This window comes from Rhodopseudomonas telluris (genome assembly GCF_042432815.1).
GTDB lineage: Bacteria > Pseudomonadota > Alphaproteobacteria > Rhizobiales > Xanthobacteraceae > Rhodopseudomonas > Rhodopseudomonas telluris.
Genome location: NZ_JBHLWM010000005.1, coordinates 896466 through 918507, shown reverse-complemented (window position 1 = coordinate 918507; position 22042 = coordinate 896466). Strand labels below are relative to the sequence as shown.

The following is a 22042-nucleotide window of genomic DNA, read 5'->3' as shown; positions in this document are numbered from 1 at the left end:
CATGCTGATCGGCCATCAACAGCCCGACTTCCTGCTGGCGGTGGAAGGGCTCACCGTGTCCTTCGACGGCTTCAAGGCGGTCAACGACCTGTCGTTTTACGTCGAGGAAAACGAGATCCGCGTCATCATCGGCCCCAACGGCGCCGGCAAGACCACGGTGCTCGATCTGATCTGCGGCAAGACCAAGGCGACGTCCGGCGCGATCCATTTTCGCGGCAAGGATCTCACCAAGATGAAGGAGAACCAGATCGTCCAAGCCGGCGTCGGCCGCAAGTTCCAGACGCCGTCGATCTACGAAGACCTCACGGTGTTCGAGAATCTGGAGATCTCCTATCCGCAGGGCCGCTCGGTGTTCGGCGCGCTGGCGTTCCAGCGCACCGCGGCGGTGCGCGAGCGCGTCGAGGAAGTGGCGGAAGCGATCTTCCTCAAGGACAAGCTCGGCATGAGCGCCGACCTGCTCAGCCACGGCCAGAAACAATGGCTCGAGATCGGCATGCTGCTGATCCAGGACCCCGACCTGCTGATGCTCGACGAGCCGGTCGCCGGCATGAGCGTCTCCGAGCGCGTCAAGACTGCCGAGCTCTTGCACACCATCATCAAGGACCGCTCGGTGCTGGTGATCGAGCATGACATGAAGTTCGTCGAAGACATCGCCCACAAGGTCACCGTGCTGCACCAGGGCCAGATCCTGTCGGAAGGCACCATGGACACGGTGAAGAACGATCCCAAGGTCATCGAAGTGTATCTGGGGCACTAGGAGGTTGCTGATGCGCACAGCCTCTCCTCCGTCATTGCGAGCGAAGCGAAGCAATCCAGCTCCGAATGCTGCGTTGGATTGCTTCGTCGCTTCGCTCCTCGCAATGACGCCGTCCATTGTTGCTCCGACCAAATAAGGAGATCCCGATGCTCGCTATCAACGATCTGCACGTCGCCTATGGCCAGAGCGAGGTGCTGCACGGGCTCAATATCAACGTCGCGCCGAACGAGATCGTCGCGATCATGGGCCGCAACGGCATGGGCAAAACCACGCTGATGAAGTCGCTGATGGGCATCATCCCGCAGCGCAAGGGCTCGATCTCGATGGAGGGCGCCGAGCTCGGCGGGCTGAAGAGCTATGAGCGCGTCGCCAAGGGCCTCGCTTACGTGCCGCAAGGCCGCATGATCTTCTCGACCATGACGGTCAAGGAGAACATCGAGACCGGCCTCGTCGTCTCCGGCGAGAAGGATGTGCCGAGCGATCTCTACGAGTTGTTTCCGGTGCTGCTGGAGATGAAGAGCCGGCGCGGCGGCAATCTGTCCGGCGGTCAGCAACAGCAGCTCGCGATCGCCCGCGCGCTCGCGACCAAGCCGAAAGTGCTGCTGCTCGACGAGCCGACCGAGGGCATCCAGCCGTCGATCATCAAGGAGATGGGGCGGACGCTGAAGCGCATCCGCGACACCAAGGGCCTGTCGATCATCGTCTCCGAGCAGGTGCTGAGCTTCGCGCTCGACGTCGCCGACCGCGTGCTGGTCATCGAGAACGGCGAAATCGTCCGCGACGATCCGCGCGACAGCGTCGATGAGGCGCAGGTCGCCAAATATCTATCCGTCTAACTCCGCGTTTTCTTCACGTCCGTCCACTGGTCACAAGGGGAGCTTCCGATGCCAGAGACACTGATCAAGGTCGATCTCACGCAGTCCGCTTACGACAACGAGATGGTCCACAACCGCTGGCATCCGGACATCCCGATGGCGGCGTGGGTCAATCCGGGCGACGACTTCATCGTCGAGACCTACGACTGGACCGGCGGTTTCATCAAAAACAACGACTCGGCCGACGACGTCCGCGACATCGACCTGTCGATCGTGCACTTCCTGTCGGGCCCGATCGGCGTCAAGGGCGCTGAGCCGGGCGACCTTCTGGTCGTCGACCTGCTCGACGTCGGCCCGATGAAGGAGAGCCTGTGGGGCTTCAACGGCTTCTTCTCCAAGCAGAACGGCGGCGGCTTCCTCACCGATCACTTCCCGCTGGCGCAGAAGTCGATCTGGGACTTCAAGGGCATGTACACCTCGTCGCGCCACATCCCGGGCGTGAACTTCGCCGGCCTGATCCATCCCGGCCTGATCGGCTGTCTGCCCGATCCGAAGCTGCTGGCGACTTGGAACGAGCGCGAGACCGGCCTGATCGCGACCAACCCGACGCGCGTGCCCGGCCTCGCCAATCCGCCGTTCGGCCCGACCGCGCATATGGGCAAGCTCACCGGTGATGCGAAGGCCAAGGCCGGCGCCGAGGGCGCCCGCACCGTGCCGCCGCGCGAACACGGCGGCAATTGCGACATCAAGGACCTGTCGCGCGGCTCGAAGATCTACTTCCCGGTCTATGTGCCGGGCGGCGGTCTGTCGATGGGCGATCTGCACTTCAGCCAGGGCGACGGCGAGATCACCTTCTGCGGCGCCATCGAGATGGCCGGCTGGCTGCACATCAAGGTCGACATCATCAAGGACGGCGTGTCGAAATACGGCATCAAGAACCCGATCTTCAAGCCGTCGCCGGTGACGCCGAACTACAAGGACTACCTGATCTTCGAGGGCATCTCGGTCGATGAGGCCGGCCAGCAGCACTACCTCGACGTCACCGTTGCGTATCGTCAGGCCTGCCTCAACGCCATCGAGTATCTGAAGAAGTTCGGCTACTCCGGCGCCCAGGCCTATTCAATCCTCGGAACCGCGCCGGTGCAGGGCCACATCTCCGGCGTCGTCGACGTCCCCAACGCCTGCGCCACGCTGTGGCTGCCGACCGAGATCTTCGACTTCGACATGATGCCGTCTTCGGCCGGCCCGGTGAAACACATCAAGGGCGACATCCAGATGCCGATCTCGCCGGACAAGTAACCAGAAGGTCGTCATTGCGAGCGAAGCGAAGCAATCCAGCGCCGTGCACTGAGCTGGATTGCTTCGTCGCTTCGCTCCTCGCAATGACGGCCAAGACTTCCCTGCGCGAAGGGAGCGGGACGGTGCGGTTTATCCGCCCCGCTCCCATCGCGGGCAGGGGCAAATCGTCAGCGCAAGGGAAAACGACGATGCCAGTCTATGAATACATGTGCGACGCCTGCGGGCCGTTCACCGATTTGCGGCCGATGTCGGAGTATGAAGAGCCGCAGCCGTGCCCGGTGTGCGAGACCACCTCGCCGCGGGTGATCCTCACCGCGCCGAACTTCTCCTGCATGCCGGCGGCGCAACGCAGCGCGCACGCCACCAACGAGAAGAGCCGCAACGCCCCGATGAGCGTCGGCGAATACAAGGCCAAGCACGCCCCCGGCTGCGGTTGCTGCTCCGGCCTGAAGAAACCGTCGCGGCTGCAAACCCGCACCAAGAGCGGCGCCAAGGGATTCCCGACGGCGCGGCCGTGGATGATCAGCCACTGAGACCGCGCCGGGAAGCCGGGTAGCATCAGAAGTTGAACGTCACGTTCAGCTGCTGCCCGACTTCGAGCCTGTCGCCGAAGCCCTTGGCGATGGCGGCGTAGTTGCCGAACTTCACCCCCGGCTCGGTCTTGCGATAGGCCGTCAGCGTCGCCAGCGGCTCGGCACCGAACTCGGCGGCGTCCTGATCGATGGTGGTGAGGTTGCAGCGGTAGCACAGGTCGACGAACCGCAGTTCGACAGCGCCAGCGCTGGCGGTGGCGAAGAAGTCCTCGTCATAGGCCGCCACGCCCGACACCACGATGTTCGGCCGAAAGCGATTGACCGGAAGCGGCGTGTCCATGCGGCGGTTGAGGTCGTCGAGCGAGGCCTGCGACACGACGAGGACGCCGAAATTGTCGACGAAGCTCGTCGGCGCGTCGTCGCGGCTGGGATACTGCACGCCGCCTTTGCGCAGGAAGCTCGGCTCCTGCGCGACGACGCGATGCGGCGCGCCGAGATAGTCGCTGATCCAGTCGTCCGTGGCGGGGCCGACGCCGCGCGCCGGAATCGTTTCGCCGAAGATGACGACATCGACGTTGCCCTCGACCTCGTTGGTCGAGAGGTCGAGCGGATCGTAGCCCTCCGCCGTGAGCGTGACGCCGCCGTCATGCAGCGTCGGACGCAGCAGAGCGAGCCGGGGCTGTTCGCGCTGGGTGACGAACATTCCGTCGCCGTCGACGATCATCCAGTGCCGGTCCAGCGCCAGGCCGGTCGGCGTGATGGTGGCGCTGGTCAGACGCGCGCCGCCGCAGGATTTCACCGGGTAGATGTAGATGTCCGAAATGGTCGTCATGCTGTTGCGCCTCTGCTGGGGATCGGGTCGGCTGCGGCCGGCGGTGGAACGAGGTTGAAGCTGTCGGCAAAGAAGCGCGCGGGCGGAACGCCGCCGTCGATCGCGACATCTTCCATCGCGCGGACCAGCAAGGGATTGCCGCAGGCGTAGACGTCGAACTGGCAGAGGTCCGGCACGTCGCTGCGGACGATGTCGTGAACGAAGCCGGATCGTCCGCGCCACTGCGCGTCGTCGTCGGACACCACCTGCACGCAGCGGAAGTCTGCGAAGTCCGCCGCAATGTCGTCGATCTGCGCGCTCGTGTAGAACTCCCGCGAATTCCTGCAGCCCCAATACAAACGGATGGGCTGGCGCGGAGCCGACGGCGCCAGCGCCTGCAGCATGCCGATGATCGGCGCGATGCCGGTGCCGCCGGCGACGAACAGCATCGGACGCTGGGCGTCGGCGATGCCGAACTCACCGAACGGTCCGGCCAGTCTGAGGATGGCGCCCTCGCTCAGCGTCTCGAAGACATGGTTGGTGAACTGGCCGTTCTGAACACGCCCGATATGCAGATCGATCGTGCCGTCGCCGCGCGCTGCGTTGGCGATCGAGAACGAGCGCAGCCGCCCCTGCCATTCGATGCCGACGAATTGTCCAGGCCTGAAGGCCGGCGCCATGCCGGGCGGAAAACGCAGCGTCAGGCCGACGACACTCGGAGACAATCTCTGCAGCCGCAAGACGCGCGCCGGAACCGTCGCGGCCGGTTGATCGCTGCGCAGCGCGACCTCGGTAGCCTTGATGGTCAGGTCCGACCGCGCATAGGCGCAGCATAGCAGCGCCTTGCAGAGCGCGAGGTCCGTCCGGGTAAGGGCGCTGGCGCGCTCGTCGTGGATGATGGCGCCGGAGACGACCTCGGCCTTGCAGGCCCCACACGTCCCGTTCTCACAGGCGCTGGCGAGGTTGATCGCCTGGCGCTTGGCCGCTGCCAGAATGGTTTCGTCGCTTTCGCAGGAAAAGGCTGTGCCGCTTGGGACCAGGACGATTTGCATCGATGGTTGTCTCGTGAAGTTGCCAGACCCTAAGACCCGCGCTAGGACCCGTGAATGGTCCAATTTTGTGTTATTGCATGGGCCAAGCTTGACGTCTGGAGGGCGGCGTGGCGAAGGATTGGAAAGCGCTTCTGGCGCCGCGGATCGCATTGGACGGTGCGACGCCGGTCTATCTGCAGATTGCCCAGACGGTGATCGAGGAAATCCGGCGCGGCCGGCTGGCGCCGCAGGATCTGCTTCCGAGCAGCCGCGAACTCGCCGCGAGTCTGGCGATCAACCGCAAGACGGTCGTCGCCGCGTATCAGGAGCTGGAAACCCAGGGCTGGCTGTCGACCAGCGGCACGCGCGGCACCTTCGTCGCCACTCAGCTGCCGATCATGGCCGAAGAGTCGGCGCCGTCAGCGCTGAAGGCGTCTCGCGCGTCGACGCGCTTTGCCGGCCGGCTCCGCTCCGGCGTCGAGATTCCCACCGTGTATCCGACTGCGTCGTCGATTTGCCTCGACGACGGCATCCCCGATACGCGGCTGTTTCCGGCACAATCCTATGCGCGCGCGTATCGGCAGGCGCTGTTGTTCGGCGGTCGCCGCGGCAGTCTCGGCTACGGCGATCCGCGCGGGCTGGAGTTACTACGTGTGCAGATCGCCCAGATGCTCAACGCCGAACGCGGCCTCGCCAGCGCGGCGGACAATATCTGTCTCACCCGCGGCAGTCAGATGGCCTTGTTTGTCGTCGCGCGGATCATCACCTCACCCGGCGACAAAGTGGTGGTAGAGGAGCTGACCTACCCGCCCGCCCGAGAGGCATTCCGCGCCGCGGGCGCCGAGATTTTGCGCGTGAGGCTGGACGACGACGGCCTCGACGTCGAGCATCTCGAACGGCTGTGCCGTCGCAATACGATCCGCGCGATCTATCTCACGCCCAATCATCAATTTCCCACCACCGTGCTGATGAAGCCGGAGCGGCGGTTGCGGCTGTTGAGCCTGTCGGATCAGTTCGGCTTCTCGATCGTGGAAGACGACTACGATCACGAATTTCATTTCCGTCATCGTCCGCTGTTTCCGCTCGCCAGCGTGGCGCCCGACAAGACGTTCTATATCGGCTCGATGTCCAAGCTGCTCGCGCCGACCTTGCGGCTCGGTTACATCGTCGCGCCCACCAAGGTGATCGATCGCGCCGCACAGGAAGTGCTGCTGATCGATCGGCAGGGCGATCAGGTGACCGAAGCCGCGGTCGCCGCTCTGTTGTCCGCCGGCGAGATCAGGCGGTTCGCCCGCAAGGCGGTCGGAATCTATCGCGAGCGGCGCACGCATTTTGCCGAAGCCCTGCAGACGCAGCTGGGCGACGAACTCAGCTTCAGGCCGCCCGACGGTGGCCTCGCGTTCTGGCTCAAATTTCGCGATCTACGCAAGCTCGATCGGCTCGAGCGGAGCAGCGGCCGTCTGCAGTTTCTGCCGTCGCGCTGCTTCGGAGACGGCACGGCGAGCAGGGGACTACGCATCGGCTTCGCCGCACTCGACCGAAAGGAGGCGCAGACGGCGATCCGGCTGCTACGGGACGGGATTGTTGGGTAGCTCTGCCGAAGCGGCGGAGGATGCGCGATAGCCTACGCGGCCAGCACCGCCGCCACCCCGAGCAAAAATCCGATCTCGAACATTTGCTCGACCGCGCCGAGCACGTCGCCGGTGTAGCCGCCGAGCAGGCGTTTGGCCCACCTCGTCATCAGCGCGGCCAGCGCGGCGCCGCCGCCGAGGCCGGCGAGCAGCGCCAGCGGCGACACCAGCAGCAGCGGCAGCGACGCGAGCGCGACGGTGATCAGCACCAGCACGAACTCGTCCTTGCGCATCGGCGCGTCGGCGTAGCTCACTTTCATGCCGCTGATATTGCCGGCGTAGGACAGCTTCCGGGTGACGAAGCCCGGCGTCGCTCGCGCGGCGGCATGGCAGGCGACCAGAGCCGCGAGCGCGGCCCACAGCGGCAGCTGCGCCAGCGCAGTGGCGCGCAGCGCGACATCGAGGCCGAGCGCCAGCCCGCCATAGGTGCCGAGCCGCGAGTCCTTCATGATCTCCAGCCGCCGCTCGACCGACCAGCCGCCGCCGAAACTGTCGAAGGTGTCGGCGAGGCCGTCCTCGTGCATCGCGCCCGTCACCATCACCGAGGCGGCGACGGCGAGCAGCGCGGCAAGGCCGGGGCCGAACAGCGAACTGCCGAGCACCAGCACCATCGCCGAGATCACGCCGATGCCGACACCGACGATCGGGAAGAACGTCATTGCGCGGGTCAGCCAGTCCGGTTCCGGCGCGCGGTCGGAATTCGGCACCGGCAGGATGGTGAGGAAGCGGATCGCGTCGAGCAATTGTGCGAGGGTGGGCGTCGGCCGGGGCGGAGTGTTGTCGGACATGGCGGTCCTTTGCGGGGGAGCGCTTTACTGCGCGCCGCCTCGTGTCGCGGTCAACCGCGACCTTGGACCGTCGGTCGTCGCTGCCGGCCAAGTCACCTGCGGGATGGAACCTTGAGCTGGCACAAACCGGAAATTGAGCTGGGTGACAAACTTGAAGTGGTCCAGCCGGTCGGCCAATTATGATATTTGAAACATCATTTATGCGGATCAAAAATAGATGATTGATAGACCTGCTGCGATTCGGATAATGAGACGTCGTCATGCGCCGGGCTCCGCGCTTGAATGGAATTGAGGTCGACCCCGATGCGAATGGGGCAAGATCGCAGATGATGGTTCCGCCGCAGGATCGCGCGCAGACCTTCCTCGCGCGCCGAGTCTGGCGCGCGGCGCGGGTGCGCGGCTGATGAGCGGGCTCGCGGTCCAGCTGTGGTGCGTGGCGGCGCTGCTGGGGCTCGCGCTGGTTGCTGTCGCGCTCAGTCGCAGCCCGCGGCTCGCCACGGCGGTGATCTATTCGGCGACGTTGCTGTGCTGCGCGGTCGCCGCCGGTAGCGCCCTGACCTGGCTGCTGCTGCATGCCGATGCCGCCGCCGAGAGCGTGCTGCCGATCGGGTTGCCGTGGCTCGGCGCACATCTGCGGCTCGATGCGCTCGCCGCGTTCTTCCTCGTCGTGGTCAATCTCGGCGGCACACTCGCCAGCCTCTATGCGCTTGGCTATGGCCGCCACGAACATGCGCCGCAGCGCGTCCTGCCGTTCTATCCGGCGTTTCTGGCCGGCATGAACATGGTCGTGCTCGCGGCCGACGCGTTCTCGTATCTGCTGTCGTGGGAGTTCATGTCGCTGGCGTCGTGGGCGCTGGTGATGGCGCATCACCGCGTCGCCGCCAATCGCCGCGCCGGCTATGTGTATCTGCTGATGGCGAGCTTCGGCACGCTGATGCTGCTGCTCGCCTTCGGCCTGCTCGCCGGCACTGCCGGCCATTACGATTTCGCCGCGATCCGCATCGCGCCGCATGCGCCGTGGATTGCCACGCTGGTGCTGCTGCTGATGCTGCTCGGCGCCGGCTCCAAGGCCGGTCTCGTCCCCTTGCACGTCTGGCTGCCGCAGGCGCATCCGGCCGCGCCGAGCCACGTTTCGGCGCTGATGAGCGGCGTCATGACCAAGGTGGCGATCTACGGCTTCATCCGCGTGGTGTTCGATCTGCTCGGCACGCCCGACTGGTCGACCTCCGGCGTGGTGCTGGCATTCGGCGGCGTCACCGCCGCGGTCGGCATTCTGTACGCGCTGATGGAAAGCGATTTGAAGCGGCTGCTCGCTTACTCGACCATCGAGAACATCGGCGTGGTGTTTGTTGCCCTTGGTCTGGCGCTGGCGTTCCAGGCCAATGACGAGAAGCTGCCGGCGGCGCTGGCGTTCACCGCGGCGCTGTTTCACGTTTTCAACCACTCGCTGTTCAAGAGCCTGTTGTTCTTCGGCGCCGGCGCGGTGCTGAGCGCGACCGGCGAGCGCGACATGGACAGGCTCGGCGGCCTGATCCATCGCATGCCGGTGACCAGTGTGGTGTTCCTGATCGGCGCGATCGCGATCTCGGCGCTGCCGCCTTTCAACGGTTTCGTCTCCGAATGGCTGATCTTCCAGGCGGTGCTGCAAAGCCCGCAACTGCCGCAATGGGGCCTGAAGATTCTGGTGCCTGCGGTCGGCGCGCTGATGGCGCTCGCCGCGGCGCTGGCGGCGGCGTGCTTCGTCAAGGCTTACGGCGTCACCTTCCTCGGCCGGCCGCGCGGCGCGGCGACCGGCTCGGCGCACGAGGTCGATCGCTTCTCGTTGTCCGCGATGGCGATCCTCGCCGCGCTGTGCCTTGCCGCCGGCGTGTTGCCCGGTTTCGTGATGGACGCGCTGGCGCCGATCGCCGCCGATATTCTCGGCGGCCGTCTGCCGGCGCAGACGCCGCTGGCGTGGCTGTCGTTCGTGCCGATCACCGAGAGCCGCGGCTCGTATAACGGCCTGCTGGTCGCGCTCTTCATTGCGGTGTCGGCATCGCTGGGCTTTGTAGCAATTCGGCTGGTGTCGTCCGGCGCGGTGCGCCGTGGCCCGGCCTGGGGTTGCGGCTTCACCGATCCTGCGCCGCTGGCGCAATATTCCGCGGCCGGCTTCGCGCAGCCGATCCGCCGCGTGTTCGGCACGCTGCTGTTCCGCGCCCGTGATCGCGTGACGATGCCGCCGCCCGGCGACGTCGCGCCGGCGCGGCTGCGGATCGAGCTGCACGATCAGGTGTGGGAGCGGATCTACGCGCCGCTGGCGAACGGCATCGTCGGCGCTGCCGTGCGGCTGAATCGGCTGCAACTCCTCACCATCCGCGGCTATCTCAGCCTGGTGTTCGCCACTCTCGTCACGCTGCTGCTGGTGCTCGCGATATGGCCGTGATCACCGACATCGCCGTGCAGGGCGTGCAGATGCTGCTGGTGTTCCTGCTGGCACCGCTGCTCACTGGCTTCATCCGCAAGATCAAGGCGCGGCTGCAGCGCCGCCGCGGGCCGTCGCTGCTGCAGCCCTATCGCGACCTGATCCGGCTGCTGCGCAAGGACGTGGTGCTGGCCGACAACGCCTCGTGGCTGTTCCGCGCTGTGCCTTATGTCACCTTCGCGGCGATCTGGGTCGCCGCCGCGCTGGTGCCGACCTTCGCCACTGGCCTGCTGTTCAACTGGACCGCCGACCTGATCGTCATCGTCGCGCTGCTCGGCTCCGCGCGGTTCTTCCTCGCGCTCGCCGGCATGGATGTCGGCACCTCGTTCGGCGGCATCGGCTCGTCGCGCGAGGTGATGATCGCGGCGCTGGCCGAGCCGGCGATGCTGATGATCGTGTTCTGCGTCGCGCTGGTCGCCGGCTCGACGCATCTGTCCACCGTCGCCAACTACATCGCGTCCACGGCGGTCGGCCTGCGCGTCTCGCTCGGCCTCGCGATGATCGCGCTGGTGATGGTGGCGCTCGCCGAGAACGCGCGCATCCCGATCGACAATCCCTCGACCCATCTCGAACTCACCATGGTGCACGAGGCGATGATCCTGGAATATTCCGGCCGGCATCTGGCGCTGATCGAGTTCGGCGCGCAGCTCAAGCTGCTGCTCTACGTCTCGCTGATCGTCTGCCTGTTCTATCCCTGGGGCATTGGCGTGTTCGGCGCCGGCCCGGCCGCCTATGCGGCCGGCGCGGCGCTGTACCTGTTCAAGATCGCGGTCGCGGGCTTCCTGCTCGCATTGTTCGAGACCGCCACCGCCAAGATGCGGGTGTTCCGCGTGCCGCAGTTCCTCGGCGCTGCGCTGATGCTCGGCCTGCTCGGTACCCTTCTGCTCTTTGTATCGAAGGGGCTGTGACGATGCACGGGCTTGCCTTCGACATCTCGCATTCGCTGGCCGGTGGTCTGGTGCTGGTGTCGTTCATGATGCTGTATCAGGACCGCCTGACCTCGCTGCTCAACGTGTTCGCGCTGCACGCGCTGATGCTGTCGGCGGCGGTAGCCTGGCAGGCGCTGATCCAGGACGCGCCGCATCTTTACGTCACCGCGGCGATCGCGCTGCTGTTCAAGGCGATCATCATTCCGGTGGCGCTGCGCCGCATCGTCTACAAGCTCGGCATCCATCGCGACATCGAGACCGTGGTCGGCATCGGCCCGACCATGCTGGCCGGCATGGGGCTGGTGGCGCTGTCGCTGGCCTTGATGCTGCGCGTCACCGCCGATGCCGACGCGCTGGCGCGCGAGGATCTTGCCTTCGCGCTGTCCGTCGTGCTGCTCGGGCTGTTGTTCATGGTGACGCGGCGCAACGCCGTCAGCCAGGTGGTCGGCTTCATGTCGCTCGAGAACGGCCTGATCCTCGCCGCCGCCGGCGCCAAGGGCATGCCGCTGGTGGTCGAGATCAGCGTCGCGTTCTCGGTGCTGATCGCCTTCATCGTCATCGGCATCGTGCTGTTCCGGATCCGCGAGCGGTTCGACTCGGTCGATGTCTCGCAGCTCGACGTCTCGCGCGGAGAGCGGACATGACGATGTCCGGGATCGATCCGGTGGTGGGCGTGCTGCTGATCCCGGTCTGCGCGGCTGTCGTCCTGGCACTGCTGCCGGGTTACAAGCTCACCGCGAAACTCAACGTGCTGGCGAGTCTCGGCAGTTTCCTTTGCGCCGCCTCGCTACTGGTGCTGCCGCGCCCGGCGCCGGGGCCGTACATCCTGGTCGACGATCTCAACATCGTGTTCATCGTGCTAAACACCTTCGTCGGCTTCACGACGAGCCTCTTCAGCGCCAGCTACATCGCCCACGAACTCGAAACCGGCAAGCTGACGCCGACCTATCTGCGGTTCTACCACGCGATGTATCAGATCATGATGTTCGGCATGAACCTCGCGTTCATGTCGAACAATATCGGCCTGATGTGGGTGGCGGTCGAGCTTGCGACGCTGACCACGGTGCTGATGGTCGGCATCTATCGCACGCCGGCTGCGCTGGAAGCGGCGTGGAAATACTTCATCCTCGGCAGCGTCGGCATCGCGCTGGCGCTGTTCGGCACCATCCTGATCTACATGGCGGCGCGGCCGGTGGTCGGCGAGGGCCCGGATGGCATGATCTGGACCGTGCTGGTGGCACGCGCCTCCGGCTTCGACGCGGCGCTGCTCAACGTCGCCTTCGTGTTCCTGTTCCTCGGCTACGGCACCAAGGTCGGCCTCGCACCGCTGCACGCCTGGTTGCCCGACGCCCACGCTGAAGGCCCGACGCCGATCTCGGCGGTGCTGTCCGGCCTGTTGCTCAACGTCGCGCTGTACGCGCTGCTGCGCTTCAAGATGCTGCTCGCCGCCAATGGCGACGCGATGCCGCCGGGCGTGCTGATGATCGTGATGGGGCTGGCGTCGCTGCTGTTCGCCGCCTTCATGCTGTATCGGCGCCGCGACATCAAACGGCTGTTCGCCTATTCGTCGATCGAGCACATGGGCATCATCGTGTTCGCGTTCGGCATGGGCGGGCCGCTCGCGAATTTCGCCGGGCTGCTGCACATGGTGATGCACAGCCTGACCAAATCGGCGATCTTCTACGCGGTCGGCCACATCACCCAGGTCAAGGGCACGCAGTCGCTGGCGAAGATCCGCGGCATCACCGAGACCCATCCGGTGCTCGGCTGGGGCCTCGTCGTGGGCGTGGTGGCGATTGCCGGCCTGCCGCCGCTCGGCATCTTCATGAGCGAATTCCTGCTGGTGTCGTCGACCTTCGCGCGCTCGCCGTGGCTGGCGCTGCTGCTGGTGTTCGGCATTCTGGTGGCGTTCGGCGCGCTGACGCTGCGGCTGACCGGCATCGCGTTCGGCGCGCCGCGCGGCAGCCGGCAGCCGGTGCAGGCGTCCTACGTGCCGATGTTCGCGCATCTGACGCTGGTGCTGATCGCGGGCGTGTATCTGCCGGCGCCGGTGGTGGCGTGGTTCCAGCACGTCGCCAAGCTGCTCGGGTAGGGGGATCGCATGCCGTCGCTGATCGATCTCAACCTTGAAGGCTTGCAGGTGGCGCGGCATCGGCCGTGGCCCCGCACGGTGGTCGACAGCGCGGTGTGGAGCTTCGCCGTCAAGATGCTCGCGGAGCGGCAGTGGCAATTGCTGTCGCTGTGGGGCGAGCCGACCAGCGTGCACATGGCGCTGTTCGATCCGCGCAGCGGCGAGTTCGGGATCGTCAGCCTGGATTGCCCGCATGGCTCGTTTCCCTCGGTCGCGGCGAAGCATCTGCCGGCGCTGCGGCTCGAACGCACGATCACCGATCTGTTCGGCCTGAAGCCCGCAGGTGCAATCGACGATCGGCCCTGGCTCGATCACGGCCAATGGGGCGTGCACACGCCGCTCGGCGACCGCGTCGAAATAGATGCGCCGTCGCCGCCCTATCGCTTCCTGCCGGTCGAAGGCGCCGGCACGCATCAGGTCGCGGTCGGGCCGGTGCATGCCGGCATCATCGAGCCCGGCCATTTCCGCTTTACCGTGAGCGGCGAAACCGTGGTGCGGCTGGAGCAGCGGCTCGGCTACGTCCACAAGGGGATCGATGGACTGATCGCCGGCGCTGATCTGGCGCGTGCGGCAAAGCTCGCCGGCCGCGTCTCCGGCGATTCGACGGTGGCCTATGCGCTGGCGTTTGCGCGCGCGGTCGAGACTGCGGCGGAGATCGCCGTTCCGGCGCGTGCGGTGTGGCTGCGGGCGCTGTGCGCCGAACTGGAACGCCTCGCCAATCACCTCGGCGACATCGGCGCGATCTGCAACGACGCGGCCTTCGCGATCATGCTGGCGCAATTCGGGGTGCTGCGCGAGAACGTCCTGCGCGCCGCCGACACCGCGTTCGGTCATCGTCTGATGCGAGACGTGGTGATCCCCGGCGGCGTCGCGCGCGATCTCGACGACACTGGCATCGCGGCGATCCGTGCGGCGCAGGCCGGCGTGCGCAAACAGTGGCCGAAGCTGATCGCGCTCTATGAAGACACCGCCTCGCTGCAGGACCGCACCGTCGCGACCGGCACGCTGAAGCCCGCTCTGGCCGATCAATACGCCGCCGGCGGCTTCGTCGGCCGCGCCTCCGGCCGCGGCTTCGATGCGCGGCGCGCGCTGGCTTACGCGCCCTATGACGAGCTGCGCTTCGATGTGCCGGTGCTGAGCGAAGGTGACGTCGATGCGCGGGTGCGGATCCGTATTGCCGAAGCCGAGCAGAGTCTCGCGCTGATCGACCAGATTCTCGAGCAGCTGCCGCGCGGCGCCATCCATGTCGCGCCGACGTTGCCGGCGCAGGGCTGCGAGGGCCTCGCGCTGGTCGAAGGATTCCGCGGCGACATCTTCGTATGGCTGCGCATTGCAAACGGCGTCGTCGAGCGCTGTCATTTGCGCGATCCATCGTGGTTCCAATGGCCGCTGCTGGAAGCGGTGATCGAGGGCAACATCATCGCCGATTTTCCGCTGTGCAATAAGTCGTTCAACTGCTCCTATTCGGGCGTGGACCTGTAGCGATGCGCAAGCTGCTGTTCGAGAGCCTGTTCGCCAAGCCGCTGACGGAAGCCGCGCCGACGCCGGACGACGCCGCGGCCGCCGAACTCGCCGCGCTGCTCGGCGCCCGCGCGCGCCGCGCGCTCGGCCGCAGCCTGGCGATCCGCGAGGTCGATGCCGGCTCCTGCAACGGCTGCGAGCTGGAGATCCACGCGCTGAGCAACGCGTACTACGATGTCGAGCGCTTCGGCCTGCGCTTCGTCGCCTCGCCGCGCCATGCCGACGTGCTGATGGTCACCGGGCCGGTGACGCACAATATGCGCGAGGCTCTGAAGCTGACCTATGACGCGACGCCCGGCCCGAAATGGGTGGTCGCGGTCGGCGATTGCGCCAAGGACGGTGGCTGCTTCAAAGGCAGCTACGCGGTTGCTGGCGGCGTTTCCGCGGTGATCCCGGTCGATCTTCACATCGCCGGCTGCCCGCCGTCGCCGCTGCAGATCCTGCGCGGCCTGCTGGCGCTTCTCGATCGCGTCACCGCGGGCGAGTCCTTGCGCTAACATAAGCTGATACCAGCAAACGCTAATTCCGTAGCTGTATTGCGTGTGACACGACTAATGAGTCGTGCGTTTCGTAATTCTATCAGTTGCTGCTCTCCTCGATCGCCTCACCGATAGACATCGATGGGCAAGGGGTGATTCGTGATGTGTCGCATTTTTAGTAACCGCCGGGGCGATTGCGCGCCGATTTTTTTCTCGCGCGTTCGCACGGCATTGCTGGCAGGCGCGGCGATGACCGCGATGCTCGGCGTCTCGCTGGCGCCCGCTCAGGCGCAGTTCGCAAGATTATACGGCTTCGGCGACAGCTATGCGGACACCGGCTCGGCGCCCGGCGGCGCGTATCGCCTGATCGGTCAGAACGGCACCGGCACGGTCAGCATTCCATTTCCGCCCTATACGCTGACGCCGTCGAATTTCTGGCCCTGTCCCAGCCCGACCTACACAAGCTGCCGCTTCACCGGCAGCACCAATTTCGTCGATACGCTGCAATCGATCTACGGGCTGTCGGGGCTGACCAACTATTCGATCGGCGGCGCCCGCACCAGCAACACCAACACCATGCCGTTTCTCTCCGCCAGTTACGGCCTGCCCTACGAGTTGCAGCAATTCGCCGCCAGCGGCACCCGTTTCACCGAGCGCGACCTGATCGCGCTGTCGATCGGCGGCAACGATCTGTCGGGCATCAATGTCGGCACCGGCGACGTCGCATCGCAGACCCAGATCGTCGTCGCCGGCGCGCTGCAGTCGGCCGCCAACGCGGTCGGCGGCGTGCAGCAATTGGTGGCGGCCGGCGCGCGCAACATCGCCTGGCTCGGCACCGGCAGTTCGAAATGGTTTCCGGAGGCGACGCTCGGCTCGCAGGGCGGGGCCATCGGGACATTCAATTTCAGCGCGCCGCAGCGCGACGCCTGGGCCGATACCTATTATCAGCAGACGCAACTGATGCTGGCGCCGATGGCGCAGGCGGGTGTGCGCATTTTCCTGTTCAATTTCGGCATCCTGCAGCAGCGCGTCGCTGAAAATCCGGCGCTGTACGGCTTCGCCGCCGTGCCGGCGGGTTTCACCGGGTGCGAGGCGGGGCCGGGCACTGGCTCGACGCCGCCGACGGTCGCAGTGAACGTTGCTGGCTGCTTCTACGAAAACTCGGTGCACCCGACTGGTGCGGCGATGGCGCTGATCGCCAACTATATGGCCAACCAGATCGACGCGCCGACCACGGTGACGCCGCAGGCGGCCATCGCAACCGGCCTGCTCGGCAGCTTCTCGAATTCGGTGTTCGATCGCCTCGATGCCAGCCGGCGCGTCCAGCCGTTCGGCGCCTATGCGGCAATGGCGGCGATGCCGACCAAAGCGGTCGCGCTGACCGAGCCGGCGGACCGCTGGTCGGTCTATGGCGCCGCAAGCTATGCGGGCGGCAGCCGCGACCGGCAGTTCTACGCCACCGCCTACGATTACGACGCGGCGGGCGGATACCTCGGGCTGGAATATCGGCTCAATGCCAATTGGCGGTTTGGCGGCGTGTTCGGCTATTCGCAGCCGGACGTCAAGCTCGCGGTGCAGAATGCGCGCAATCGCATCGATGCGTTCCAGTGCGCCGGCTACAGCTCCTACACCGATGCGCATTGGTTCGCCGACGGCCTTGTCGCCTACGGCCGGCAGGACTTCGCGCTGGAGCGCCGCGGCATCATCGACATCATCCGCGCCAATACTCATGCCGATGTCGTCACGGTCGCGGCGCGCGGCGGCTATCTGTTCGATGCCGGTGGGCTGCGCGTCGGGCCGATCGCGGGGCTGAACTACACCAACGCCACGATCCGGGGTTACACCGAAACCGGCGACGTGCTGCTGACCATGGCGGTCGATCGCCAGACGCTCGATACGCTGACCGGCGATGCGGGCATGCAATTGCGCTATCCGCTGCAACTCGGCAACGGCATCTACGCGCCGTTCCTCAACCTCACAGCCGCGCACGACTTCCTCGGCTCCAGCCACACCATCACCACCACGCTGGTGTCGGCGCCGCTGCTGCCGATCCTGACGCCGGTGTCGGCCAATGGCGGCACCTATGGCCGGGTCGCCGGAGGCGTCTCCGCAGTGGTTGCCGGCAACGTCACCGCGACCCTGACCGGGACAACCAGCTTCGCCCGCAAGGGCGGCAACGACGCCGGCGTCACGGGCGGCATGAAGCTGGCGTTCTAGAGCGGTTTATCGATTGATTGCAGCGATACGGCCTTTCCAGAGGCACTGAGTCCTCATCTGAGGAGCCCGGCGAAGCCGGGCGTCTCGAAGGATGAGTGCCACGCATAACTCGTGGCGCATGGTTCGAGACGGCGCTTCACGCCTCCTCACCATGAGGCTCTCCCTGGGGCAAGAGATCCGGATCGCCAGCTGCGGTTCCATCAGAAGCAGAACAGCTCCAGCGCGCGCACCGATCATCTAAGATCACCTGCTATCAGCTGCGCGTTGCGGCGAGTGGCCGCAGCCGTGCGCGTGCGCGCCTTGATGGAGGTCAATGATACGATCGGCTCGCCGTCTAGCGTTGCCACTCGGCAAGTTGCCAGCGCGGAGAGACATGCGGCTCGATCGAACCAGCCTTGATGTGACACGGCCTGCTTTGCGCGTCTGGCTCAAATCGGCGCTGTGTCTGTGCGCGCTGGTGATGATTGTGTTCGGCACTGTGTCGGTTGCGTCCGCGGCGTCCGATGCTCCGCGTCACCAGCTCGAATTCGTCAAGACGCCGCCGGCCGTACCCGCGCCGAGTGTAAGCGACGAGCCTGAAATCACCATCACCGACAGCGCCCAGGCGCTGACGCCGAGTTCGACCCGCAGCATCGCTTGCGATGAGTCGATCCGCGTACGGCTGCCGCTCGATGAGCCGATGCTCGATCGCAGCGAACCCCCGCAGCTCCGCCCGCCGATCGGCACTTAACAGCCGCCGGACTCCATCCGCGTTCGTAACCGACGTATGGCGCACCGTCTCGCGACGGCGTGAGGCCTCATGCCTCGCCGCGTCCGAGCGCGACGCCGCGGTGTCCGGCCTCTCCTGATCGTCCCGTCTGGCGCGACGCTGCTGCGGCCGCCCGCGTATGGCCAGACCCGCCGCGGGACCATGTCCCGCAGCGCTGATCTTCAACTCACACATCCCGGACGCTCGCATGACCATGCCGATGGAAGCCACGATCAAGGGCCCGAACGACCAGGCCTCGGAGGAGATGTGGCACGCGATCGATGCCGACCGGGTTCTGGCGGGACTGGACACGAGCCGGAGCGGATTGGGGAGCGAAGAAGCCGCGAAACGCCTCGCGACGGTGGGGCCGAACGCGTTGCCCGAGCCGCAGCGGCGGTCGCCGATTCTGCGCTTCCTGGCTCAGTTCAACAATACGCTGATCTACTTCCTGCTGGCTGCGGCGGTCGCCGCCGCGATTCTCGGCCATCGCATCGACGCCGCGGTGATCGTCGCGGTGGTGACGATCAATGCGATCGTCGGCTTCATCCAGGAGGACAAGGCCGAGAAGGCGCTGGCGGCGATCAAGAAGATGATCTCGCCGCGCGCCCACGCCTGGCGCGACGGCCATCGCGTTGCGATTCCAGCGGCCGACCTCGTGCCCGGCGACGTGGTGATGATCGAGGCGGGCGATCGCGTTCCGGCCGATCTGCGGCTGACGCGCGCCCGTGGCCTCTTGATCGACGAGGCGATGCTCACCGGCGAGTCGGTCGCCTCCGAGAAGCACGATCAGCCCGCCGCCGCGGACGCGCCGCTCGGCGACCGGCTGTGCATGGCGTTCTCCGGCACGCTGGTGTCGGCGGGGCAGGGCTTCGGCGTCGTGGTCGCGACCGGCGAACGTACCGAGATCGGCCGCATCAGCACGATGATCCAGGGTGTCGAGCAACTGACGACGCCGCTGCTCGGCCAGATCAATCGGTTCGGCGAGCGCTTCACCTGGGTGGCGATCTCCGCGGCGGCCGCGATCTTTGCCTTCGCTACGCTGGTGCGTGGCTACGAATGGAGCGACGCGCTGATCGCCGTGGTTGCGCTGGCTGTCGGCGTCGTGCCGGAGGGATTGCCGGCGGTCATCACCATCACGCTGGCGATCGGCGTGCAGCGGATGGCGCGGCGCAACGCCATCATCCGCAGCCTGCCGGCGGTCGAGACGCTGGGCGCGACTTCGGTGATCTGCTCCGACAAGACCGGTACGCTGACCCGCAACGAGATGACGGCGCGGCGCATCATCACCGCCGAGCACACCATCCTGGTCAGCGGCTCGGGCTACGTCCCGAAGGGCGAACTGACGGTCGATGGTCGCGAGGCGCCGGCCGCCGTCGCCTCGGCTATGCAACTGATCCGCTGCGGATTGCTGTGCAACGACGCCCAGCTCCGCGAGGCGGGCGGGCACTATGTGGTCGACGGCGATCCGATGGAAGGAGCGCTGGTGGCGCTCGCGCTCAAGGCGGGCCTCAATCCGACGCTGGAGCGCGCGAGTTGGAAGCGCTCCGACGAGATTCCGTTCGACGCACAGCACCGCTTCATGGCGACGCGCCACGCCGCTTCGCCGGGCGGGCAGGTGATCTTCGTGAAGGGCGCGCCGGAGCGCTTGCTCACGATGTGCGCGTCGCAGGCCAGCCGCGACGGACTTGTGCCGCTCGATCAGGCGTTCTGGACCGAACAGATCGCACGCGCCGCCGCGGAAGGCGAGCGCGTGCTCGGCTTCGCGGTGCGTTCGCCGGCGCGTCTCAGCGATCAGCTCGGCTTTGCCGATCTCGACGAGGGCCTCGCCTTCATGGGGCTGATCGGCTTCATCGATCCGCCGCGCGACGAGGTCATTCAGGCGATCGCCGAATGTCGCTCGGCCGGCATCGTGGTCAAGATGATCACCGGCGATCACGCCGCCACCGCGGGCGCGATCGCGCGCCAGCTCGCGCTCACCGAGAGCCCGGATGTCGTCACCGGGGCTGATCTCGACGCCACTGCGGACGCCGATTTCACCGGCGTCGTCACGCGGTCCGACGTGTTCGCCCGCACCAATCCCGAGCACAAGCTGCGGATTGTCCGCGCGCTGCAGGCGGCCGGCGCGGTGGTGGCGATGACCGGCGACGGCGTCAACGACGCGCCGGCGCTCAAGCAGGCCGATGTCGGCATCGCCATGGGCCACAAGGGCACCGAGACCGCCAAGGAAGCCTCCGAGGTGGTGCTGCTCGACGACAATTTCGTCTCGATCGTCGCCGCCGTGCAGGAGGGGCGCACGGTCTACGACAACATCCGCAAGGTGATCGCCTGGACGATCCCCACCAATGGCGGCGAAGTCATCACTGTCATCATGGCGATCCTGATCGGCTTCACCATGCCGATGACGCCGGTGCAGATCCTGTGGATCAACCTGATCCTCACCGTCACGCTCGGCCTCGTCCTCGCGTTCGAGCCGCCGGAGCCCGGCGTGATGCAGCGGCCCCCGCGTCCGGCAGACGCGCCGCTGCTGTCTCGCTTCCTGGTGTGGCGCATCTTCTTCGTGTCGTTCCTGTTCACCGTCGGGGCGCTGGCGATCTTCTTCTACGCGCTCGGCAGCGGGCTGTCGGTCGAGACGGCGCGGACCATGGTGGTCAATGTGCTGGTGGTGTTCGAGATCTTCTATCTCTTCAACGTCCGCTATCTGCACACCTCATCGTTCTCGCTCCGCGGCGCACTCGGTACCCCGGCGGTGCTGGCGGCGCTGATCGTGGTGATCGCGGCGCAGCTCGCCTTCACCTACGCGCCGTTCATGCATTCGCTGTTCGACACCACGCCGCTGTCGCTGCTCGAAGGCGCGGTGATCGTTGCGGCCGGCGTGGTGATGATGGCCGTGCTGGAGCTGGAAAAGTTCGTGATGCGGCGCGTCGGCCTGCTGCGCAGGCTGGAGCCGTAACGCGGGCGCGAGCGACCAATCAACAGGAGGTGCACCATGGATCAGATGCGGTCCGAGTTCAGCAGGCCCGAATTGAAGGTCGTGCTGGTCGCCACGGATTTCTCGGCCCGGTCGGACCGCGCGGTGCGCCGCGCCGCCGCGATCGCGCGGGAGGCAGGGGCGCGGCTGGTGTTGACCCATGTGGTCGACGACGATCAGCCTGACCGCATCGTTGCGGCGGAATGCGACCTCGCCGAAACGGCGCTCGCGGATGCGATCCGCGAACACGCTTATCTGGCCGGCTTGCAGTGCAGCCCGCTGGTGGTGTGCGGTACGCCGTTTGCCGGCATTGTCCAGGCTGCCGAGCAGCAGGGCGCGGATCTGTGCGTGATCGGCAGTCACCGCCGTGCGTTTTTGAAAGACATCTTCGTCGGCACCACGGCCGAGCGGGTGATCCGCAACAGCCCGGTGCCGGTGCTGATGGCCAATATCGATCCGGCGCTGCGCTATGCCACCAGTCTTGTGCCTGTCGATCTGTCCGATTGTTCGTTGCAGGCGCTGAAGACCGGGCGGCGCTTCGGTCTGCTGGAGCACACCCGCATGGTGGTTCTGCACGTGTACGACGCCGCGGCGGCCGGCATGCTGAGCTATGCGGGCGTGCGCAAGGGAAATGTCGACGACTACCTGGTCGAGGCCCGCGTCGAAGCGGTGCGCGATCTGGCGCGTTTTCTTCAACCGCTTGATCTCGACGATATGGACTACACCACGATGGTCCGGGAAGGCATCGCGCAGGTCGCGATCGTCGATGCGTCGGCTGAGCTGCGGCCCGATCTGGTGGTGATCGGCACGCACGGCCGGCGTGGTGCGGTCCGTCTTCTGCTCGGCAGCGTCACCGAGGAAGTGCTGCGGCGGCTCAGCCGCGACATCCTCATCGTGCCGGTGCGCGACGCGGTGTAGCTCGC

The 22042-nt window shown here is 66.3% G+C and carries 18 protein-coding genes; 15 read left to right on the top strand and 3 right to left on the bottom strand.

The window, feature by feature from the left end; all coding sequences use genetic code 11:
* Position 1: 1 nt before the first annotated feature.
* The 4 genes from urtD to ACFFJ6_RS15810 all read left to right on the top strand — a co-directional run bounded on the left by urtD (position 2) and on the right by ACFFJ6_RS15810 (position 3404).
* The gene (urtD, locus tag ACFFJ6_RS15825; protein WP_378389353.1) at positions 2-757 is read left to right on the top strand and encodes an urea ABC transporter ATP-binding protein UrtD; all 756 of its coding nucleotides are present in this window, start codon (positions 2-4) and stop codon (positions 755-757) included.
* A gap of 146 nt (positions 758-903) precedes the next feature.
* Complete coding sequence (urtE, locus tag ACFFJ6_RS15820) at positions 904-1593, top strand: urea ABC transporter ATP-binding subunit UrtE (RefSeq protein WP_378389352.1); 690 nt, start codon at positions 904-906, stop codon at positions 1591-1593.
* Between the two features lie 48 nt (positions 1594-1641).
* Positions 1642-2871: a formamidase gene (fmdA, locus tag ACFFJ6_RS15815; protein ID WP_378389349.1), complete on the top strand. Its 1230-nt coding sequence runs from the start codon at positions 1642-1644 to the stop codon at positions 2869-2871.
* Between the two features lie 188 nt (positions 2872-3059).
* Positions 3060-3404, top strand: a complete 345-nt coding sequence (locus tag ACFFJ6_RS15810) for an FmdB family zinc ribbon protein (protein WP_378389347.1) — start codon at positions 3060-3062, stop codon at positions 3402-3404.
* 25 nt (positions 3405-3429) lie between these two features.
* Here ACFFJ6_RS15810 and ACFFJ6_RS15805 read toward each other — a convergent pair whose 3' ends face one another.
* Together ACFFJ6_RS15805 and ACFFJ6_RS15800 are read right to left on the bottom strand one after the other, a co-directional pair.
* Complete coding sequence (locus tag ACFFJ6_RS15805; protein WP_378389345.1) at positions 3430-4236, bottom strand: MOSC domain-containing protein; 807 nt, start codon at positions 4234-4236, stop codon at positions 3430-3432.
* Positions 4233-5267, bottom strand: coding sequence for a 2Fe-2S iron-sulfur cluster-binding protein (locus ACFFJ6_RS15800; RefSeq protein ID WP_378389343.1), 1035 nt, complete (start codon positions 5265-5267; stop codon positions 4233-4235). The genes ACFFJ6_RS15805 and ACFFJ6_RS15800 overlap by 4 nt, the downstream gene beginning before the upstream one ends.
* A gap of 107 nt (positions 5268-5374) precedes the next feature.
* On the opposite strand from ACFFJ6_RS15800, the gene ACFFJ6_RS15795 reads away from it, so the two are divergent.
* Positions 5375-6838: an aminotransferase-like domain-containing protein gene (locus ACFFJ6_RS15795; RefSeq protein ID WP_378389341.1), complete on the top strand. Its 1464-nt coding sequence runs from the start codon at positions 5375-5377 to the stop codon at positions 6836-6838.
* A 32-nt stretch (positions 6839-6870) separates the two neighbouring features.
* On the opposite strand, the gene cobS is transcribed toward ACFFJ6_RS15795, so the two are convergent.
* Positions 6871-7665, bottom strand: coding sequence for an adenosylcobinamide-GDP ribazoletransferase (gene cobS / locus ACFFJ6_RS15790; RefSeq protein WP_378389339.1), 795 nt, complete (start codon positions 7663-7665; stop codon positions 6871-6873).
* A 403-nt stretch (positions 7666-8068) separates the two neighbouring features.
* Here cobS and hyfB point away from each other — a divergent pair, with 403 nt between their 5' ends.
* From hyfB to ACFFJ6_RS15740, 10 genes are all read left to right on the top strand, one after another.
* Positions 8069-10087 (top strand): hydrogenase 4 subunit B, encoded by a 2019-nt coding sequence (gene hyfB / locus ACFFJ6_RS15785; RefSeq protein ID WP_378389337.1) that lies wholly within the window; start codon positions 8069-8071, stop codon positions 10085-10087.
* Positions 10078-11034, top strand: coding sequence for a respiratory chain complex I subunit 1 family protein (locus ACFFJ6_RS15780; RefSeq protein WP_378389335.1), 957 nt, complete (start codon positions 10078-10080; stop codon positions 11032-11034). The genes hyfB and ACFFJ6_RS15780 overlap by 10 nt, the downstream gene beginning before the upstream one ends.
* A gap of 2 nt (positions 11035-11036) precedes the next feature.
* Entirely contained in the window at positions 11037-11699 is a 663-nt protein-coding gene (locus ACFFJ6_RS15775) for a hydrogenase-4 component E (protein ID WP_378389333.1), read from the top strand.
* Positions 11696-13147 (top strand): hydrogenase 4 subunit F, encoded by a 1452-nt coding sequence (locus ACFFJ6_RS15770; RefSeq protein WP_378389331.1) that lies wholly within the window; start codon positions 11696-11698, stop codon positions 13145-13147. Before ACFFJ6_RS15775 ends, ACFFJ6_RS15770 begins: the two co-directional genes overlap by 4 nt.
* A gap of 9 nt (positions 13148-13156) precedes the next feature.
* Entirely contained in the window at positions 13157-14668 is a 1512-nt protein-coding gene (locus ACFFJ6_RS15765; protein WP_378389329.1) for a hydrogenase large subunit, read from the top strand.
* Positions 14669-14670: 2 nt separating this feature from the next.
* Complete coding sequence (locus ACFFJ6_RS15760; RefSeq protein ID WP_378389327.1) at positions 14671-15204, top strand: NADH-quinone oxidoreductase subunit B family protein; 534 nt, start codon at positions 14671-14673, stop codon at positions 15202-15204.
* Positions 15205-15435: 231 nt separating this feature from the next.
* Positions 15436-17403 (top strand): autotransporter domain-containing protein, encoded by a 1968-nt coding sequence (locus tag ACFFJ6_RS15755; protein ID WP_378389324.1) that lies wholly within the window; start codon positions 15436-15438, stop codon positions 17401-17403.
* 373 nt (positions 17404-17776) lie between these two features.
* Positions 17777-18133, top strand: coding sequence for a hypothetical protein (locus ACFFJ6_RS15750; RefSeq protein WP_378389322.1), 357 nt, complete (start codon positions 17777-17779; stop codon positions 18131-18133).
* A gap of 226 nt (positions 18134-18359) precedes the next feature.
* Positions 18360-21101, top strand: coding sequence for a cation-transporting P-type ATPase (locus tag ACFFJ6_RS15745; RefSeq protein ID WP_378389320.1), 2742 nt, complete (start codon positions 18360-18362; stop codon positions 21099-21101).
* Between the two features lie 36 nt (positions 21102-21137).
* A complete protein-coding gene (locus tag ACFFJ6_RS15740; protein ID WP_378389318.1) occupies positions 21138-22037 on the top strand; it encodes a universal stress protein in 900 nt (299 codons plus the stop codon).
* The last annotated feature ends 5 nt before the right edge of the window (positions 22038-22042 follow it).

Bases quoted from the DNA above. Each gene is read 5' to 3' on its own strand.
- urtD (WP_378389353.1), top strand. From the start codon at position 2: ATGCTGATCGGCCATCAACAGCCCGACTTCCTGCTGGCGGTGGAAGGG.
- urtE (WP_378389352.1), top strand. From the start codon at position 904: ATGCTCGCTATCAACGATCTGCACGTCGCCTATGGCCAGAGCGAGGTG.
- fmdA (WP_378389349.1), top strand. From the start codon at position 1,642: ATGCCAGAGACACTGATCAAGGTCGATCTCACGCAGTCCGCTTACGAC.
- ACFFJ6_RS15810 (WP_378389347.1), top strand. From the start codon at position 3,060: ATGCCAGTCTATGAATACATGTGCGACGCCTGCGGGCCGTTCACCGAT.
- ACFFJ6_RS15805 (WP_378389345.1), bottom strand. From the start codon at position 4,236: ATGACGACCATTTCGGACATCTACATCTACCCGGTGAAATCCTGCGGC.
- ACFFJ6_RS15800 (WP_378389343.1), bottom strand. From the start codon at position 5,267: ATGCAAATCGTCCTGGTCCCAAGCGGCACAGCCTTTTCCTGCGAAAGC.
- cobS (WP_378389339.1), bottom strand. From the start codon at position 7,665: ATGTCCGACAACACTCCGCCCCGGCCGACGCCCACCCTCGCACAATTG.
- hyfB (WP_378389337.1), top strand. From the start codon at position 8,069: ATGAGCGGGCTCGCGGTCCAGCTGTGGTGCGTGGCGGCGCTGCTGGGG.
- ACFFJ6_RS15780 (WP_378389335.1), top strand. From the start codon at position 10,078: ATGGCCGTGATCACCGACATCGCCGTGCAGGGCGTGCAGATGCTGCTG.
- ACFFJ6_RS15775 (WP_378389333.1), top strand. From the start codon at position 11,037: ATGCACGGGCTTGCCTTCGACATCTCGCATTCGCTGGCCGGTGGTCTG.
- ACFFJ6_RS15770 (WP_378389331.1), top strand. From the start codon at position 11,696: ATGACGATGTCCGGGATCGATCCGGTGGTGGGCGTGCTGCTGATCCCG.
- ACFFJ6_RS15765 (WP_378389329.1), top strand. From the start codon at position 13,157: ATGCCGTCGCTGATCGATCTCAACCTTGAAGGCTTGCAGGTGGCGCGG.
- ACFFJ6_RS15760 (WP_378389327.1), top strand. From the start codon at position 14,671: ATGCGCAAGCTGCTGTTCGAGAGCCTGTTCGCCAAGCCGCTGACGGAA.
- ACFFJ6_RS15755 (WP_378389324.1), top strand. From the start codon at position 15,436: ATGACCGCGATGCTCGGCGTCTCGCTGGCGCCCGCTCAGGCGCAGTTC.
- ACFFJ6_RS15750 (WP_378389322.1), top strand. From the start codon at position 17,777: ATGCGGCTCGATCGAACCAGCCTTGATGTGACACGGCCTGCTTTGCGC.
- ACFFJ6_RS15745 (WP_378389320.1), top strand. From the start codon at position 18,360: ATGACCATGCCGATGGAAGCCACGATCAAGGGCCCGAACGACCAGGCC.
- ACFFJ6_RS15740 (WP_378389318.1), top strand. From the start codon at position 21,138: ATGGATCAGATGCGGTCCGAGTTCAGCAGGCCCGAATTGAAGGTCGTG.